Source organism: Streptomyces sp. NPDC051243 (assembly GCF_044455405.1).
GTDB lineage: Bacteria > Actinomycetota > Actinomycetes > Streptomycetales > Streptomycetaceae > Streptomyces.
Map to the genome: position 1 here is coordinate 1 of NZ_JBITES010000006.1, position 16,618 is coordinate 16,618.

The 16,618-nt window shown below is 69.1% G+C and carries 16 protein-coding genes, 2 pseudogenes and 1 riboswitch; of the genes and pseudogenes, 12 read left to right on the plus strand and 6 right to left on the minus strand.

What is annotated here, in order from left to right; all coding sequences use genetic code 11:
* The 3 genes from ACIBAG_RS16245 to ACIBAG_RS16255 all read left to right on the plus strand — a co-directional run.
* On the plus strand, window positions 1-771 hold a 771-nt coding region (locus ACIBAG_RS16245; RefSeq protein WP_399105453.1), incomplete at its 5' end, for a cbb3-type cytochrome c oxidase subunit I.
* Window positions 768-1,166, plus strand: a complete 399-nt coding sequence (locus tag ACIBAG_RS16250) for a cytochrome c oxidase subunit 4 (RefSeq protein ID WP_399105455.1) — start codon at window positions 768-770, stop codon at window positions 1,164-1,166. The genes ACIBAG_RS16245 and ACIBAG_RS16250, both read left to right, overlap by 4 nt.
* Window positions 1,167-1,297: 131 nt before the next feature.
* On the plus strand, window positions 1,298-2,563 hold the full coding sequence (locus ACIBAG_RS16255) for an Ig-like domain-containing protein (protein WP_399105457.1): 1,266 nt from the start codon (window positions 1,298-1,300) through the stop codon (window positions 2,561-2,563).
* Between the two features lie 120 nt (window positions 2,564-2,683).
* Here the strand turns inward: ACIBAG_RS16255 and ACIBAG_RS16260 are convergent, their stop codons facing one another.
* Window positions 2,684-3,085, minus strand: coding sequence for a hypothetical protein (locus ACIBAG_RS16260; protein WP_031483276.1), 402 nt, complete (start codon window positions 3,083-3,085; stop codon window positions 2,684-2,686).
* 145 nt (window positions 3,086-3,230) lie between these two features.
* On the opposite strand from ACIBAG_RS16260, the gene ACIBAG_RS16265 reads away from it, so the two are divergent.
* The 6 genes from ACIBAG_RS16265 to ACIBAG_RS16290 all read left to right on the plus strand — a co-directional run bounded on the left by ACIBAG_RS16265 (window position 3,231) and on the right by ACIBAG_RS16290 (window position 10,426).
* Window positions 3,231-3,851 carry a heme-copper oxidase subunit III gene (locus ACIBAG_RS16265; protein ID WP_274238363.1) on the plus strand — a complete coding sequence of 207 codons (621 nt, stop codon included), beginning with the start codon at window positions 3,231-3,233 and terminating at the stop codon, window positions 3,849-3,851.
* A gap of 80 nt (window positions 3,852-3,931) precedes the next feature.
* On the plus strand, window positions 3,932-4,744 hold the full coding sequence (locus tag ACIBAG_RS16270) for a c-type cytochrome (RefSeq protein ID WP_399105460.1): 813 nt from the start codon (window positions 3,932-3,934) through the stop codon (window positions 4,742-4,744).
* A complete protein-coding gene (locus tag ACIBAG_RS16275; RefSeq protein ID WP_399105462.1) occupies window positions 4,741-5,790 on the plus strand; it encodes a Rieske 2Fe-2S domain-containing protein in 1,050 nt (349 codons plus the stop codon). Before ACIBAG_RS16270 ends, ACIBAG_RS16275 begins: the two co-directional genes overlap by 4 nt.
* A complete protein-coding gene (locus tag ACIBAG_RS16280; protein WP_399105464.1) occupies window positions 5,787-7,424 on the plus strand; it encodes a cytochrome bc complex cytochrome b subunit in 1,638 nt (545 codons plus the stop codon). The genes ACIBAG_RS16275 and ACIBAG_RS16280 overlap by 4 nt, the downstream gene beginning before the upstream one ends.
* Window positions 7,425-7,629: 205 nt before the next feature.
* On the plus strand, window positions 7,630-8,694 hold the full coding sequence (gene trpD / locus ACIBAG_RS16285) for an anthranilate phosphoribosyltransferase (protein WP_399105466.1): 1,065 nt from the start codon (window positions 7,630-7,632) through the stop codon (window positions 8,692-8,694).
* Between the two features lie 74 nt (window positions 8,695-8,768).
* Window positions 8,769-8,885, plus strand: a riboswitch (SAM riboswitch).
* A gap of 173 nt (window positions 8,886-9,058) precedes the next feature.
* Window positions 9,059-10,426, plus strand: a complete 1,368-nt coding sequence (locus tag ACIBAG_RS16290; RefSeq protein WP_399105468.1) for an aminotransferase class V-fold PLP-dependent enzyme — start codon at window positions 9,059-9,061, stop codon at window positions 10,424-10,426.
* Here ACIBAG_RS16290 and ACIBAG_RS16295 read toward each other — a convergent pair.
* From ACIBAG_RS16295 to ACIBAG_RS16315, 5 genes and pseudogenes are all read right to left on the minus strand, one after another.
* Window positions 10,381-10,902: pseudogene (locus ACIBAG_RS16295) on the minus strand (glycerate kinase); the annotation flags it as partial. The gene ACIBAG_RS16290 and the pseudogene ACIBAG_RS16295 sit on opposite strands and share 46 nt — an antisense overlap.
* Window positions 10,898-11,880, minus strand: a pseudogene (locus tag ACIBAG_RS16300) (histidine kinase dimerization/phospho-acceptor domain-containing protein); the annotation flags it as partial. The pseudogenes ACIBAG_RS16300 and ACIBAG_RS16295, both read right to left, overlap by 5 nt.
* A gap of 231 nt (window positions 11,881-12,111) precedes the next feature.
* The gene (locus ACIBAG_RS16305) at window positions 12,112-12,405 is read right to left on the minus strand and encodes a small secreted hydrophilic protein (protein WP_399105470.1); all 294 of its coding nucleotides are present in this window, start codon (window positions 12,403-12,405) and stop codon (window positions 12,112-12,114) included.
* A 91-nt stretch (window positions 12,406-12,496) separates the two neighbouring features.
* Entirely contained in the window at window positions 12,497-12,778 is a 282-nt protein-coding gene (locus ACIBAG_RS16310) for an Lrp/AsnC family transcriptional regulator (protein WP_031483291.1), read from the minus strand.
* The gene (locus tag ACIBAG_RS16315; RefSeq protein ID WP_399105472.1) at window positions 12,775-13,533 is read right to left on the minus strand and encodes a rhomboid family intramembrane serine protease; all 759 of its coding nucleotides are present in this window, start codon (window positions 13,531-13,533) and stop codon (window positions 12,775-12,777) included. The genes ACIBAG_RS16310 and ACIBAG_RS16315 overlap by 4 nt, the downstream gene beginning before the upstream one ends.
* Window positions 13,534-13,699: 166 nt before the next feature.
* Here ACIBAG_RS16315 and ACIBAG_RS16320 point away from each other — a divergent pair, with 166 nt between their 5' ends.
* The 3 genes from ACIBAG_RS16320 (at window position 13,700) to ACIBAG_RS16330 (ending at window position 16,568) form a co-directional block, all read left to right on the plus strand.
* The gene (locus tag ACIBAG_RS16320; protein WP_031483293.1) at window positions 13,700-13,939 is read left to right on the plus strand and encodes a hypothetical protein; all 240 of its coding nucleotides are present in this window, start codon (window positions 13,700-13,702) and stop codon (window positions 13,937-13,939) included.
* A gap of 39 nt (window positions 13,940-13,978) precedes the next feature.
* On the plus strand, window positions 13,979-15,322 hold the full coding sequence (locus tag ACIBAG_RS16325; RefSeq protein ID WP_399105475.1) for an NYN domain-containing protein: 1,344 nt from the start codon (window positions 13,979-13,981) through the stop codon (window positions 15,320-15,322).
* A gap of 211 nt (window positions 15,323-15,533) precedes the next feature.
* The gene (locus ACIBAG_RS16330; RefSeq protein WP_399106305.1) at window positions 15,534-16,568 is read left to right on the plus strand and encodes an NlpC/P60 family protein; all 1,035 of its coding nucleotides are present in this window, start codon (window positions 15,534-15,536) and stop codon (window positions 16,566-16,568) included.
* Window positions 16,569-16,618: the final 50 nt, after the last annotated feature.

Genomic DNA, 16,618 nt, shown 5'->3' on the forward strand with positions numbered 1-16,618 from the left:
GGCGGTGTGCTCCTGCCGTTCTTCGCCTTCATGACGTTCCTCATCGCCGTACCGACCGGCGTGAAGTTCTTCAACTGGATCGGCACCATGTGGAAGGGCTCGCTGTCCTTCGAGACGCCGATGCTGTGGGCGACCGGCTTCCTGATCACCTTCACCTTCGGTGGTCTGACCGGTGTCATCCTGGCCTCGCCGCCGATGGACTTCCACGTCTCCGACTCGTACTTCGTGGTGGCGCACTTCCACTACGTCGTCTTCGGCACCGTCGTCTTCGCGATGTTCTCCGGCTTCCACTTCTGGTGGCCGAAGTGGACCGGCAAGATGCTCGACGAGCGCCTCGGCAAGATGACGTTCTGGACGCTGTTCATCGGCTTCCACGGCACCTTCCTGGTCCAGCACTGGCTGGGTGCCGAGGGCATGCCGCGTCGTTACGCCGACTACCTGGCGGCGGACGGCTTCACCGCCCTGAACACGATCTCGACGATCAGCTCGTTCGTGCTCGGCGCGTCGCTGCTGCCGTTCTTCTACAACGTGTGGAAGACCGCCAAGTACGGCAAGCCGGTCGGCGTCGACGACCCGTGGGGCTACGGCCGCTCGCTGGAGTGGGCCACGTCCTGCCCGCCGCCGCGGCACAACTTCCTCACCCTGCCGCGGATCCGTTCCGAATCCCCGGCTTTCGACCTGCACCACCCTGAGATCGCCGCGCTCGACGAGATCGAGAACGCCCCTCACGGTGACAAGGCTCTGGCTGGTGGCAAGGAGGCCGGCAAGTGAAGGTTCAGGGCAAGATGTTCATGTGGCTGAGCGTCTTCGTCCTCGCCATGGCTGTCGTCTATGGCGTCTGGTCGAAGGAGCCGGCCGGTACCACGGCCCTCTTCCTGGCCTTCGGTCTGTGCATCATGATCGGCTTCTACCTGGGCTTCACGGCCAAGCGGGTCGACGTCGGCGCACAGGACAACAAGGAAGCGGACGTCGCGGACGACGCCGGCGAGGTCGGGTTCTTCAGCCCGCACAGCTGGCAGCCGCTCTCCCTCGGGATCGGTGGCGCGCTCGCCTTCCTGTCGGTCGCGATCGGCTGGTGGCTGATGTACTTCTCGGCGCCGCTGATCCTGGTCGGCATCTGGGGCTGGGTCTTCGAGTACTACCGCGGTGAGAACCGCACCCAGTAACACGAGCTGAGCTCACATGGAGCCCGGACACTCCGTCAGGAGGGTCCGGGCTCCTGCTTTTGCAGTAATAAAGATTACCCGTACGGGCCACCTGGCGCGCCCCTGTGGACGCCGCTTCCTAGCGTGAAGCCATGAGCAACAGACCACCGCGCACGAAGACCGTCATAGGCTGCACGCTCCTGCTGGCCGCACTCGGCGCGAACGCCGCCGCCTGCGGCAGCGACGGCAACCCGCTGGCCGCCGAGCCCTACGACGCGGCCGACCAGATCGCCTTCAACGGCCCCTCGGGCGACGGCAGGAAGGCCGACCCCGACAAGCCCCTGGAGATAACCGCGGAGGACTCCGACGGCCGAATAACCGACGTCACCGCCAGGGACGCCGCAGGACGCTACGTCGCGGGCGAACTCTCCGCCGACGGGTCCCGCTGGCACAGCACCTCCCCGCTCGCCGCCAACGCCCGCTACACGGTGCGGGTGAGCACCGAGGACGAGGACGGTGCCCCCGGCCGCAAGGTCCTCACCTTCGACACCAGCATGCCGACCACCAACAAGCACCTGACGGTGGAGTTCGGCCCGAAGGCGGGCACGTACGGCGTGGGCCAGCCCATCACCGCAACCCTGAACCAGCCCGTCAAGGACAGGAACCAGCGCGCCATAGTCGAGCGGGCCCTGAAGGTCGACTCCACGCCCGCCGTGGACGGCACCTGGCACTGGGTGGACGACAAGGAACTCCACTACCGCCCCAAGGAGTACTGGCCCACCGGCGCCACGATCCAGGCCCGCAGCAATCTCGAAGGCGTCAAGATCGGCGACCGAATATGGGGCGGCAAGGTCAAGCCCCTGCGAATAACCATCGGCGACCAGGTCATCGCCGTCACCGACGCCGCCTCCCACCAGCTGACGCTCTACCGGAACGGCGAGGCGGTCAGGTCGATACCCGTCACCACGGGCAAGCCCGGCTTCGAGACCCGCAACGGCGTCAAGGTCGTACTGGCCAAGGAGTACTTCGTACGGATGCGCGGCACGAGCATCGGCATAGCGGAAGGCTCCGCGGAGTCCTACGACCTACCCGTCTACTACGCCACCCGCGTGACCTGGAGCGGCGAGTACGTCCACGCGGCCCCCTGGTCGGTCGGCTCCCAGGGCTACGCCAACGTCAGCCACGGCTGCACCGGCATGAGCACCGCCAACGCCCAGTGGTTCTTCGAAAACATCCGCGAGGGCGACATCGTCAAGGTCATCAACTCGTACGGCAACACCATGGAACCCTTCGGCAACGGCTTCGGCGACTGGAACCTGCCGTGGCAGAACTGGCGCAACGGCAGCGCGCTGGTAGCCGGCACACCGGAGGGCCCGAGCCCGTCGGAACGGGCGAGGTTGAGGCCGCAGAGCATCTAGGCCAACAGGCCGACAGCCAACCAAGGGGCGCGGGGCTGTATCGATATGCGGCTCCGCCGCGTGGGCGCGACCAGCCCCCCCACGACCCGCAGTCGCCGGACCACAGGCCGAATCGAGCTCCTAGGCGCTCTGAAGCCGCTTCGTCCGCAAGAGAGAAGCCAGCGCCCCGGCGAACTCCACCGGCTCCACAGGCAACGTCACCGCAGCCTCAGCACGACTCCACGTCGCCAGCCACGCATCCTGCGGCCGCCCGATGAGGAGCAGCACCGGCGGGCAGTTGAACACCTCGTCCTTGATCTGCCGGCACACCCCCATGCCCCCCATGGGCACCGCCTCGCCGTCCAGGACACAGACGTCGATCCCGCCCTTGTCCAGCTCCTTGATGACGGCGGCCGGAGTCGCACACTCCACGAACCGCACCACAGGAACATCCGGCGCGGGCCTGCGCCCGGTGGCGAGCCGCACCTGCTCGCGGGTGTTGGAGTCGTCGCTGTAGACCAGCACCGTGGCGGTCGGCTGCATTGTTCCTCCGTGACGTCAGCGTCGTAAGGACAGGCCCGTTGAGCCGGATGCTACTCCCTTGAACACCACGTCAACACCGGTATGAACGGGGAAGACACTCCGAACGGCACCCCCCGGAGTGAGGGCGGGATAAGCGACCGACATAATGTCGGTCGTGGCGACAGCAACGACAGTAGACAAGGGTCACGCGCACCCGTCGGTCAACCGACCGAACCTCACCAGCGTCGGAACCATCATCTGGTTGAGTTCCGAGCTGATGTTCTTCGCGGCCCTCTTCGCGATGTACTTCACCCTGCGATCGGTGACCGGTCCCGAGTTCTGGAAGGAGAAGGCAGACTTCCTGAACTTCCCGTTCTCGGCGACCAACACCACGATTCTGGTGCTCTCCTCCCTCACCTGCCAGCTCGGTGTCTTCGCCGCCGAGCGCGGTGACGTCAAGAAGCTCCGGGGCTGGTTCATCGTCACCTTCATCATGGGTGCGATCTTCATCGGCGGTCAGGTGTACGAGTACACCGAGCTGGTCAAGCACGAGGGCCTCTCGCTCTCGTCCGACCCGTACGGCTCGGTCTTCTACCTGACCACCGGCTTCCACGGCCTGCACGTGACGGGCGGTCTCATCGCCTTCCTGCTGGTCCTCGGCCGCACCTACGCGGCGAAGAGGTTCACGCACGAGCAGGCGACCGCCGCGATCGTCGTGTCCTACTACTGGCACTTCGTCGATGTCGTCTGGATCGGCCTCTTCGCCACGATCTACATGATCAAGTAGCCGGGCCCGATCCCGCGCGCGTTCCACAAACGCACCAACCAGAAGCATCGACGCAGAAGATCCTGACACCGGGGTAATCCGTGAAAAAGCTCTCCGCACGACGACGCCATCCGCTGGCGGCGGTCGTCGTCCTACTCCTCGCGCTGGCGTGCACGGGGGGGCTGTACGCCGTGTTCGCGCCCGCGGACAAGGCGCAGGCCGAGGAAACCGCCCAGTCCCTCACCATCGAGGAGGGCAAGAAGCTCTACGCCGTCGGCTGCGCCAGCTGCCACGGAACCGGCGGTCAGGGCACCACCGACGGTCCGAGCCTGGTGGGCGTCGGCGCCGCGGCCGTGGACTTCCAGGTCTCGACGGGCCGCATGCCGGCCGCCACCTCCCAGGGCGCCCAGGTCCCGCGGAAGAAGAACATCTACTCGCAGGCCGAGATCGACCAGCTCGCGGCGTACATCGCCTCGCTGGGCGCCGGCCCCGCCGTCCCGTCCGAGGAGCAGTACGGCCCCGAGGGCGCGGACATCGCCAAGGGCGGCGAGCTCTTCCGTAACAACTGCGCCCAGTGCCACAACTTCACCGGCAAGGGCGGCGCGCTGACGCACGGCAAGTACGCGCCGACGCTCGAGGGCGTCGACCCGAAGCACATCTACGAGGCCATGCAGACCGGCCCGCAGAACATGCCGTCGTTCCCCGACACCACGCTGTCGGAGCAGAACAAGAAGGACATCATCGCGTACCTGAACGCGGTCAACAGCGACGAGACGGTCAACCCGGGCGGTCTGGAGCTGGGCGGCCTCGGGCCGGTCAGTGAGGGTCTGTTCGGCTGGATCTTCGGACTCGGCGGTTTGATCGCCATCGCCGTGTGGGTCGCCGCCCGGACCGCAAAGGCCAAGAAGTCATGAGTAGCCAAGACATTCCAGAAGAGAACCTGCCCGCTGAGCAGGACGCCACCGTCGCGGTAGCGGACGAGAAGAACCCCTTCGCCGACCCCGGCCTGCCGCCCCACGAGCACCGGATCCAGGACATCGACGAGCGGGCCGCCAAGCGGTCCGAGCGCACGGTCGCCCTGCTGTTCACGGTGTCGATGCTGGCCACCGTCGGCTTCATCGCCTCGTTCGTGGCGATCCCGCACGACAAGTCGATCTTCGTCTTCCCGCTCGGGCACATCAACGCGATGAACTTCGCGCTGGGCCTGACCCTCGGGGCGGCGCTGTTCTGCATCGGCGCGGGCGCGGTCCACTGGGCCCGCACGCTGATGTCCGACCACGAGATCGCGGACGAGCGGCACCCGATCGCGGCGGAGCCCGAGGTCAGGGCCAAGGTCATGGCCGACTTCAAGCAGGGCGCGAAGGAGTCCGCGCTGGGTCGCCGCAAGCTGATCCGCAACACGATGTTCGGCGCGCTGGCCCTGTTCCCGCTCTCCGGTGTCGTCCTGCTGCGTGACCTCGGTCCGCTGCCCGGCACCAAGCTGCGCCACACGCTGTGGTCCAAGGGCAAGCTGCTCGTCAACATGAACACCAACGAGCCGCTGCGTCCCTCGGACGTCGCGGTCGGCTCCCTCACCTTCGCCAAGCCGGAGGGCCTGGAGGAGCACGACCACGACTTCCAGAACGAGATCGCCAAGGCCGCCCTGATGATCGTCCGGCTGCAGCCCGACGACATCAAGGACAAGCGCGAGCTCGAGTGGTCGCACGAGGGCATCGTCGCGTACTCGAAGATCTGCACCCACGTCGGTTGCCCGATCTCCCTGTACGAGCAGCAGACGCACCACGTGCTGTGCCCCTGCCACCAGTCCACCTTCGACCTCTCCGACGGTGCCCGAGTGATCTTCGGCCCGGCCGGCCACGCCCTGCCGCAGCTGCGCATCGGTGTGAACGACGAGGGCTACCTCGAGGCGCTCGGCGACTTCGAAGAGCCCGTCGGTCCTGCATTCTGGGAGCGCGGATGAGCACTACAGAGACCACCGAGTCCCGCGCACGCGGGAAGGCACCGGCCGGCGAGCGCGTCGCCGACTGGGCCGACGGCCGGCTCGGGATCTACTCCCTGGCCAAGGCCAACATGCGCAAGATCTTCCCCGACCACTGGTCGTTCATGTTGGGTGAGGTCTGCCTCTACAGCTTCATCATCATCATCCTCACGGGTGTGTACCTGACGCTGTTCTTCCACCCGTCGATGAACGAGGTGGAGTACCACGGCAGCTACGTCCCGCTGCAGGGAACGCTGATGTCGGAGGCGTTCAGCTCCACGCTGCACATCTCCTTCGACGTGCGTGGCGGTCTGCTCGTCCGGCAGATCCACCACTGGGCGGCGATCATCTTCCTCGCCGGCATGTTCGTGCACATGATGCGCGTGTTCTTCACCGGCGCGTTCCGCAAGCCGCGTGAGATCAACTGGCTGTTCGGCTTCCTGCTGTTCGTCCTCGGCATGTTCACCGGTTTCACCGGCTACTCGCTCCCGGACGACCTGCTCTCCGGTACCGGTGTCCGCTTCACCCAGGGCGCGATCCTGTCGGTCCCGATCGTCGGGACGTACATCTCGATGTTCCTGTTCGGCGGAGAGTTCCCGGGCGTCGACTTCGTCGCGCGGTTCTACTCGATCCACATCCTGCTGCTGCCGGGCATCATGCTCGGGCTCGTGGTCGGCCACCTGATCCTGGTCTTCTACCACAAGCACACGCAGTTCGCGGGCCCGGGAAAGACCAACAACAACGTCGTCGGCATGCCGCTGCTGCCGGTCTACATGGCCAAGGCCGGAGGCTTCTTCTTCCTGGTCTTCGGTGCCATCGCCGCGCTCGCCGGTATCGCGTCCGTCAACCCGATCTGGGCCATGGGGCCGTACCGCCCCGACCACGTGTCGACGGGCGCCCAGCCCGACTGGTACATGGGCTTCGCCGAGGGTCTGGTCCGTGCCATGCCCGGTTGGGAGATCAACTTCTGGGGCCACACGCTGGTCCTGGGCGTCTTCGTCCCGCTGGTGCTCTTCGGACTCTTCCTCGGCGTGATCGCCCTCTACCCGTTCATCGAGTCCTGGGTCACCGGCGACAAGCGTGAGCACCACCTGCTCGACCGGCCGCGCAACGCCCCGACGCGTACCGCCTTCGGTGTCGCCTGGGTCACCGGCTACATGATCATGCTGATCGGTGGCGGCAACGACATCATCGCCACCCACTTCCACCTGTCGATCAACGCGGTCACGTGGTTCGTCCGGATCGGCTTCTTCGCCGGCCCGGTCCTGGCCTTCGTCATCACCAAGCGCATCTGCCTCGGCCTGCAGCGCCGGGACAAGGACAAGGTGCTGCACGGCCGTGAGTCGGGCATCATCAAGCGCCTGCCGCACGGTGAGTTCATCGAGGTCCACGAGCCGCTCAGCCAGGACGCGCTGTACACGCTCACCGCGCACGAGCAGTACAAGCCGGCCGAGATCGGCCCGACGGTCGACGAGAACGGCGTCGAGCGCAAGGTGAAGGGCTCCGAGAAGCTGCGCGCCAAGCTCAGCAAGTCGTACTACGGCGAGGAGGGCCAGATCCCCAAGCCGACGGTCGAGGAGTACAAGGAGATCACGAGCGGCCACGGCCACCACTGATCGCTGCGCCAGCTACGCCACGGTTGAGGGCCCCGTCCGGTTTCCCGGACGGGGCCCTCGGCCGTGCACGGGCCCTGCGCAGTGGGACGCGGGCCCCGTCCGGTCTTCGGACGGGGCCCTTCTCCGGGTCCCGGGGCTGGATAGGGTGGACCCGTTGAGACTCGCGTCCCGTAGAGCGGGACACCTTTGACCCCAGGAGCGGCTGATGAGCGCTGTGACCCCCGCTGGAGGCGACACCGCGGCGGGCCGTTCCTGGCCCGAGGTGCTGAGTGCCCTGCTCGCCGGACAGGACCTGAGTGCCGGTGACACGGCCTGGGCGATGGACCGCTTCATGAGCGGCGAGGCCTCGGACGCCCAGATCGCCGGCTTCATGGTGGCGCTGCGGGCCAAGGGCGAGACGGTCGAGGAGATCAACGGTCTCGTCGAGGCGATGTACGCCCACGCGCAGCCGCTGGACATCCCCGGGCCGGCCGTCGACATCGTCGGTACGGGTGGTGACCGGGCCAAGACGGTCAACATCTCCACGATGTCCGCCATCGTGATCGCGGGCGCCGGCGCGAAGGTCGTCAAGCACGGCAACCGGGCCTCGTCCTCGGCGAGCGGCTCGTCCGACGTGCTGGAGAAGCTCGGCATCAACCTCGACCTGTCGCCTCAGGGCGTGGCGCGGGTGGTGGACGAGGCCGGGATCACCTTCTGCTTCGCGGCCAAGTTCCACCCCTCGATGCGGTTCGTCGGTGGCGTCCGGCGGGACCTGGGGATTCCGACCTCGTTCAACCTGCTCGGCCCGCTGACCAACCCGGCTCGCGTCACCTCCTCCGCCGTCGGCTGCTTCGACACCCGGATGGCGGGGCTCATCGCCGGCGTACTGGCCGAGCGCGGCTCGTCCGCGCTGGTGTTCCGCGGCGACGACGGGCTCGACGAGCTGACGACGACGGCCACTTCGCGGGTGTGGGTCGTCCGCGACGGCAAGGTGACCGAGGAGGGCTTCGACCCGCGTGACGTCGGCATCGACCTGGTGCCGGTGGAGGCGCTGCGCGGTGCGGACGCCTCGTACAACGCGGAGGTCGCGCGCCGGCTGCTGGAGGGCGAGACGGGGCCCGTGCGGGACGCCGTACTGCTCAACTCGGCGGCGGCGCTGGTGGCGTTGGAGCCGACGGACGCTCCGCTCGCCGAGCAGATCCGGCTCGGTATGGCGAGGGCGGCCGAGTCGATCGATTCAGGGGCGGCCAAGCGGACGCTGGAGCTGTGGGTGGCCGCGAGCAACGCGTGAGCGATGCGCCTGTGGTCCCGCGATTCGGACACGAGTTGCGGGACCACGATCATTTCACGTACGTTCCTGTACCAGGTCATGAGTGACAGTCATGAGGCCCCGGCCGACTGTCCGGCAACCCTCCGTCCGTGGCGGGGTGCCCCGGGTGAAGACCAGGCCGTAGGCAGCGAGGTCTGCGGCAAGCGCGGGCCCCTCTCGAAACCAGGGGTCCTGGTCGTTCGAGGGAGCCTTCCGTGAGCAAGCGAATGCGATAGGGCCGCAGAGCCCCGCCTCCGCATCCCCTTTCACCCTCACCACGCTCGAGCCGCCCTGTTCCGCATGCGCTCGCGCGGTGAATTCCACCTGCTTTCACGGGAGTTCCGTCATGTCCGTCTCCACCGCTGCCGCCGACCAGTCCGTCTGCTCGCCGCTGCCCGTTCTGGGCCGGGATGTCACCGTCCCGCTCGTCACCGGCGGCGAGGTCACCTACGCCGCGCTCGACTACGCCGCCAGCGCGCCCGCGCTGCAGCGCGTCTGGGACGACGTCGCCGCCTACGCCCCGTACTACGGCAGCGTCCACCGCGGCGCCGGCTACCTCTCCCAGCTCTCCACCGACCTGTTCGAGAACGCCCGCCGGACGGTCGCCGAGTTCCTCGACTGCCGCCCCGGCGACCAGCTGGTCTTCACCCGGTCCACCACCGACTCGCTCAACCTCCTCGCGGCCGCCCTCCCGGCCGACTGCCAGGTCTTCGTCTTCGAGACCGAGCACCACGCCTCCCTGCTGCCCTGGCGCGACGCCCAGGTCACCTACCTCAACGCGCCCCGCACCCCGCGCCAGGCCGTCGAGACCCTGGAGCGAGCCCTCGCCGACCGCGACCCCTATGGCCCGGCTCTGGTGTGCGTCACCGGTGCCTCGAACGTGACGGGTGAGCTGTGGCCCGTACGGGAACTCGCGGCCGCCGCCCATGCGCACGGCGCCCGCATCGTGCTCGACGCCGCCCAGCTCGCCCCGCACCACCCGGTCAGCGTCCGTGACCTCGATGTCGACTGGGTCGCCTTCTCCGGGCACAAGCTGTACGCGCCCTTCGGCTCCGGCGTGCTCGCCGGCCGCGCGGACTGGCTGCGGGAGGCGGAGCCGTACCTCGCGGGCGGCGGGGCCAGCCGTAAGGTGACGAGGCGTGAGGACGGCGGGGTCGACGTCGAGTGGCACGAGAGTGCCGCGCGGCACGAGGCCGGGTCGCCCAACGTCATCGGCGCCTACTCCATCGCCTCCGCCTGCAAGGCCCTCACCGAGGCCGGTTTCGACAACCTGGTCGCCCGTGAGCAGCACCTGATCGAGAAGGTGCGGGCGGGGCTCGCGGAGGTCCCGGCGGTCCGCGTCCTCTCCCTCTTCGGGGACGACGCCCCGCGCGTCGGTGTCATCTCCTTCGTCGTCGACGGCTGGAACAGCTCCCACTTCGCCGCCGCGCTCTCCGCCGAGTACGGCATCGGCGTGCGGGACGGGCTGTTCTGCGCCCACCCGCTCGTGCGGACCCTGCTCGGCAGCGACCCGCAGACGCAGGGCGAGTGCGGCGCGCCGGAGGCCGCGCCCGGCGAGAAGTCCCTGAACGCCATCCGCGTGAGCTTCGGGGCCGGTACCCCCGACGAGCACGTCGAGCGGTTCGTGGGTGCCGTACGGGAGCTGGTCCAGGACGGCGCGCGGTGGAACTACCGTACGGAGGACGGGCGTTGCGTGCCGGACACCTCCGCGTGAGCCGGTAGCCGGGCGCCCAGCAGGATCATCCGCAGGGCGCGTTCGGTGGCGTCCGTGAGGAGTTCGGAGGCCCGGACCAGGGCCTCCGCCAGCGCCAGCACCGGGCGGCCGTACAGCCTGGCCCGGCGGGCGACCTCGGCCGGGACCTTGCCGCGCGGCGTCTGGTGGTCCAGGGCACCTTCGGCGGTGACGGCCAGGTCGGCGCGGGCGAGGCGGGCATCCAGGTCGAGGTGGCCCAGCAGCACCTCGAAGCGGGGGAGCAGACGGGCGCCGAGTGCGGCGAGGCCGGCGCCCACGCCGCCGGACGCGCCGGTGCCGTCGCCGTACCGCAGGTCGGTGCGGGTGACGGGGAGGTCGCGGTTGAGGATGTCGGCCCAGTTCTCCAGGCCCGCCGACAGCTCCTCGACCTGCGCGGGCGTCGCCCCCTTCTGCGGGCCGAAGACCCGGGCCACGCCGCGCTTGCCGCACAGCACGTTCGCCCAGGGTGCGGGCTTTGACGTAGACGTCGGCGGTGAGCTCGGCGAGCTGGACCGGTTCAGGGGTGACGAAGTCGGGGCGCTCGGCCTTGGCGAGCAGCAGCAGGTCCTCGACGATGCGGCTCATCCGGTCCAGTTCGTCGGTGACCAGCCGTATGGTCTCCTCCCGCTCGGCCGGGTCGTCGCCCATCAGCTCCAGATGGCCGCGCACGATGGTGATCGGCGTGCGCAGCTCGTGGCCCGCGTCGTCGACGAACTCCCGCTGGGCGGCGAAGGCGCGCTCCAGCCGGTCGAGCATCGCGTTGAAGGTCTGCGCGAGCGCGGCGATGTCGTCGCGTCCGTGCACGGGGATACGGCGGGTGAGGTCCTGCTCGGTGAGCTGTGCCGCCGCGGTGCGTACCAGCCGTACTGGCTTGAGGATCCGGCCCGCGACCGCCCAGCCGATGCCGGTCGTCATCAGCAGGGCGACACCGGAGATTTGGCCAGCAGGATCCGGAACTCCTCGTTCACGGCGGCCTGTTCACGTCCGGGGTGGAAGGCGACGACGAACGCGGCCTCCGTCGCGCCGCCGGCCCGTGCGACCGCGACCTTGGCCCACCGGATCTCGCCGGACGCGCGGTGCAGCGTGCCGGTGGAGTCCGGGGAGTCGAAGATGCGGCGGCGGGCGTCGGCGTCCTCGTGCAGGGGCAGGGCGACGTGGATGTCGCGCTGCTGGCGGAGTTGCGCCGGGATCCGGCCCGGCCGGCCCACCAGACCGATCAGCTCCTCGTCCGGGTCGGCGTACTGCCGTTCCAGGAACTCGTGCAGCAGCCGGGACGGGTCGGTGAACGGGCGGCCGGTCTCGGGGTCGACGCCCCGCTCCTCGAAGTTGGCGAACTCGCCGGCCTCCTGGGCGAGCAGCCCGTTCACCCGGTGGTCGACGTCCCGCAGCAGGATCGAGCGCGTGGTCGCCGCCACCGACGCGAGTCCGACGGCCATGACGAGCAGCAGCCACAGCAGGATGCGGACCCGGGCGGAGATCCGCCGGCCCGCGGGACCGGGTGGCGTCTCCCGGGTCATGCCGGCGCCGTGAGGTCTGGCACGCGCATCCGACTCCGTCCTCCGCGTCGCGGCCGCACGGTCTCCCCCACAGGGGTGCTCCCGTCGCCGCGGCTCGGCCCGTCCACGGGGCACGGTTCCCGGCAGCCGTCCTGATCTCGGTGGCACTCGCTAGCCGTCGTCCCCGAGCTCACCGCGGTCGTCGTCCGAGGTCTCGCGGTCGGGAGCGTCGTCATCGTCGTCACTCGCGGAGCTGTCGGTCACCGGGGGCCTGGAGACGACCTCGTCGCTCGGCGTCGCTGCGGGCCGGGTGGGCGTCGGCGTGGGGGAGCCGCTGTTCAGCTCCACCTTGGGCGGGACCTTCGGCGACTCCGGCTGGTCGGTGAGGGCGAAGCTGGTCGCGGCGATGCCGAGCGGAATCGCCACTACGGCGGCCAGGGCCGCGATCCGGTGCGAGAAGACCATGCGGCCGATCCTGCCCACGGCAGCCGGAGGTGCGGATGAGCCCCAGATGAAGAACTCTTCATCCAGGGCCGTGCCAGGTGCCGGGGTGCTCTCAGCTGTCCAGGCCGATGGCGAACGCGGCCTCGATGTCGTGCTGGGAGTAGGTACGGAACGCGACGTGCGTGTCCGTGGCCTCGACGCCGGGGATCTTGCTGATCCGGCCGGGGATGACCTCGGCGAGGTCCTCGTGCTGCTTCACCCGCACCATGGCGATCAGGTCGTAGGTGCCGGTGACCGAGAAGACCTCCGTCACGCTCTCCAGCGAAGCGATCCGCTCCGCGATCTCGGGGATCCGGTCCACGCTGGTCTTGATGAGGACGATCGCGGTGATCACGGCTGGTTCTCTCCCTCGGGGGCCGGAGCTGGGGTGGGCTTCACTCTAGTAGGCCGTCCGAAGCGGGCCCACGCGAAGCCGAAGCCCAGCCCGAAGCCCACCAGGTGTGCCAGATACGCCACCCCCGGCCCCTGGTCCGCCCGCCCCGCCGCCACCCACTGCAGGGCCACCCAGAACGGCAGCACCACCCAGGCGGGGAAGCGCAGCGGCAGGAAGAGCAGGAAGGGAAGCAGGCTTGTCACGCGCGCCCCGGGGAAGAGGAACAGGAACGCGCCGAGGACGGCCGAGATCGCCCCGGACGCGCCGACCAGGGACTGAGTGGAGTCGTCGTTGGCGGCGGCATAGCCCAGCAGGGCCAGATAGCCGCAGCCCAGGTAGAAGAACGCGAACTGGACGCGGCCCATCCGTTCCTCGGTCATCACGCCGAAGACGTAGAGGAAGAGCATGTTGCCGAGCAGGTGCACCCAGCTGCCGTGCACGAAGAGGGCCGTGGCAGGTGTGAGGGCGGCCCGGGGCGCCCCCTCGAACAGCTCGGCCGGGACCACGCCCCAGCGGTGGAAATAGGCCCGCTGCGCCGCGAGCAGCCCCTCGCCGGAGCCGTACGACGGATTGAGCCCCGCCGCCGGGCCGGTCAGGAAGAGCAGACAGCACAGCGCGATCAGCCCGTACGTCACCGGCGCAGGTGACCGCAGGACCGATCGGCCCGCCCTGCCGAACCGAGTCCCGAAACGCACCACGCTCCAGTTGCCGATCATGAACACAGAGCATGACGTAACCGGACGCACGCGCACAGACCGCCTCGCCGCCCGAGACGGACAGGCGGCGAGTACCCGCCAGGCCGTAGGGTTACGAGCCACACGCACCGGGGAGACCGGGGCGTCGCGGACAATAGAAGACCTAGAAGGAAAGAGCACAGTCACGATGACGGTTCCCCTGCCCACCGCCACGACGCGCTGGCGCTGCACCCTCTGCGGCAACCTCACGCGTTTCGACGTGACGCGCTCGTCCAGGGTCGTGGAGTACGTCCACCTCGATCTGGCCGGTGAGCCCAAGGTCGAGGAGCGTGAGGTGCTCAGTGAGACGATCGAGTCCGTGCGCTGCCGCTGGTGCAACGCGGTGGACAAGGTGGAACTCGTGGACAGGCCGGGCGCCGGCTCCTGACGGGAGCCGGCCCCGCACAGGCAATTGGGGTGTTGACGGATGGTGGAGACACAAGGCGGGGGGCCGGGCGACGGCGCCGCTGAGGTGCTCGACCGTCCGCTGCCCGACGGTGTGCGGCGCAAGGTCGTACAGATCGTGTCCGACGGCTTCGGCGGGCTGACCGTCGGCGAACTGCCCGCGCAACTGCGGCAGTACGCCCGGTTCGCACCGAACCGCCGGGCCAAGTTCGCCGGCAACGCGATGGCCGCCGCGCTGGAGACCGATCCGCTGTTCCGGCAGCGCATCGGGGAGAAGTTCAGAGAGGCCCAGCCGGAGCTGTCCGGCGCTCTCGACTCCGGCTCGGCGCCTCCGGCCGCGGACCCGCTCGACGTGGCGGCCGCGGCCTATGTTCTGCGGCCCACCGGCTGGGTCAAGCTGGTCACCGCGGCCGGCGAGGAGGCCGAGCGGGCCGACGCCGAGCGCGCGGACGAGGAGAGCCGCGCCGAGCTGGAGCGCCTGCGCGAGGAGCTCGCCCACGCCCGGGAGCACACCCGGACCGAGACCGAGCGGCTGCGCGCCGAGCTGGACGCGGCGAAGAAGGAAGCCGAATCGCTTCACCGAAAGCTGCGCTCCGCCCTCAGCGACGTCAAGCGCGGCGAGGCCGCCCTGCGCAAGGTCCAGGGCGAGATCGAGGCCGTACGCGCCGAGGGGCAGGCCCAGGTCTCCGCGGCCGAGAGCGAGACCCGGCGGCTCAAGGCGCGGCTCGGGGAGGCCGAGGCGGCCCTGGAGGCCACGCGCAGAGCGGCGCGCGAGGGGCGCAGTGTCGAGGACATGCGCGTCCGGCTGCTCCTCGACACCCTTTTGGACGCGGCCCAAGGACTGCGCCGTGAGCTGGCGTTGCCGCCGGTCTCCGTGCGCCCCGCCGAGACCGTGGACGCGGTCGAACCGGGACGAATGACCCCGAAGGACATCGCCGCACGGGCGTTGTCCGAGAACGACCCCGCGATCCTCGACCAGCTCCTCGCCCTGCCGCAGGCCCATCTGGTCGTCGACGGCTACAACGTCACCAAGACCGGCTATCCCCAGATGCCGCTGGAGAAGCAGCGGTTGCGGCTGCTCGGCCAGCTCTCGCAGCTCGCCGCCCAGACCGGCGCCGAGGTGACCTGTGTCTTCGACGGGGCCGAACTGGCCGCGCCGGTGCTGCTGGCACCGCCGCGCGGCGTGCGGGTGCTGTTCTCCAAGCCCGGCGTGACCGCCGACGAGCTGATCCGCCAGCTGGTGCGCGCCGAGCCGCCGGGCCGGCCGGTCATCGTCGCCTCGACCGACCGCGAGGTGGCCGACGGGGTGGCCCGGGCCGGAGCGCGGCCGGTGGCTTCTGCGGTGCTTCTCAAGCGACTGTCCTGAAAGGGCCAACGTACAGGCTTAATGCCCGAATTGGTCGGCCTGTCGCACAACCGAGCGTCAAGCCCGCGTCACCACATGTGAGTTGTGTGTAAAGAATGGCGGGTGTGACGAGATTTTTCGTGTGAGGATTTGATCTGATCACAAGAGGGTCACTAGGGTCTGGCGTCGAACCTCCGAGCGGGTGATCACTCACAAGAAGGGTTTCACCTCCGTGGCGTCCCACCGTCGACCCAAGCAGCCGAGCCGAGCACGTGTGACCGTGCTGACCACCGCTGCCGCCGCTGCCGTGGCCATCAGTTCTCAGGCTGCCAACGCGGCCCCCAGCGAGAAGCCGAGCAAGGACGAGGTCAAGGCCAAGGTCGACAAGCTCTACGAGCAGGCGGAGCACGCCACCGAGGAGTACAACGGGGCCAAGGAGAAGCAGGGGAAGCTCCAGAAGGAGATCTCCACCATCCAGGACAACGTCGCCCGCGGCCAGGAAGAGCTCAACGAGCTGCGCGACGCGATGGGCCTCGCGGCCGCCGCCCAGTACCGCACCGGCACCATCGACTCCTCCCTCCAGCTCTTCCTCTCGTCGAACCCGGACGACTACCTGGACAAGGCGTCCACCGCCGACCAGCTCAGCGCCCAGCAGGTCGAGTCGCTGAAGAAGATCCAGGAGAAGCAGCGCGAGCTGTCCCAGCAGCGCGCCGAGGCCGCCGACAAGCTCAAGGACCTCTCCGCCACCCGCACCGAGCTGGGCAAGAAGAAGAAGGAAGTCCAGGCCAAGCTCGCCGAGGCGCAGAAGCTGCTCAACACCCTGACGGCCGCGGAGAAGGCCGCCATGGCCGCCGAGGAGGAGCGCGCCAGCCGTTCCTCCGCCGAGCGCGTGGACCTCGGCAACGCCGCCACCGGCTCCGGCCGCGCGATGGCCGCCTTCCAGGCCGCCCAGAGCAAGATCGGCTCGCCCTACGTCTACGGCGCCTCCGGCCCGTCCTCCTTCGACTGCTCGGGCCTGACCTCCTGGGCCTTCGCCCAGGCCGGCGTCTCCATCCCGCGCACCTCGCAGGCCCAGGCCAGCTACGGCACGCGCATCTACAGCCAGTCCGAGCTCAAGGTCGGCGACCTGGTCATCTTCTACGGCGACCTGCACCACGTCGGCTTCTACGCGGGCAACGGCCAGATCCTGCACGCCCCGCGCACCGGCACGGTCGTCCGCTACGAGTCGATCAACAACATGCCGTTCCAGTTCGGCGTCCGGATCTGACCCGGCCGTACGGCTCCGTACGTCTCCGTACGCCTCCAAGATCAACACCA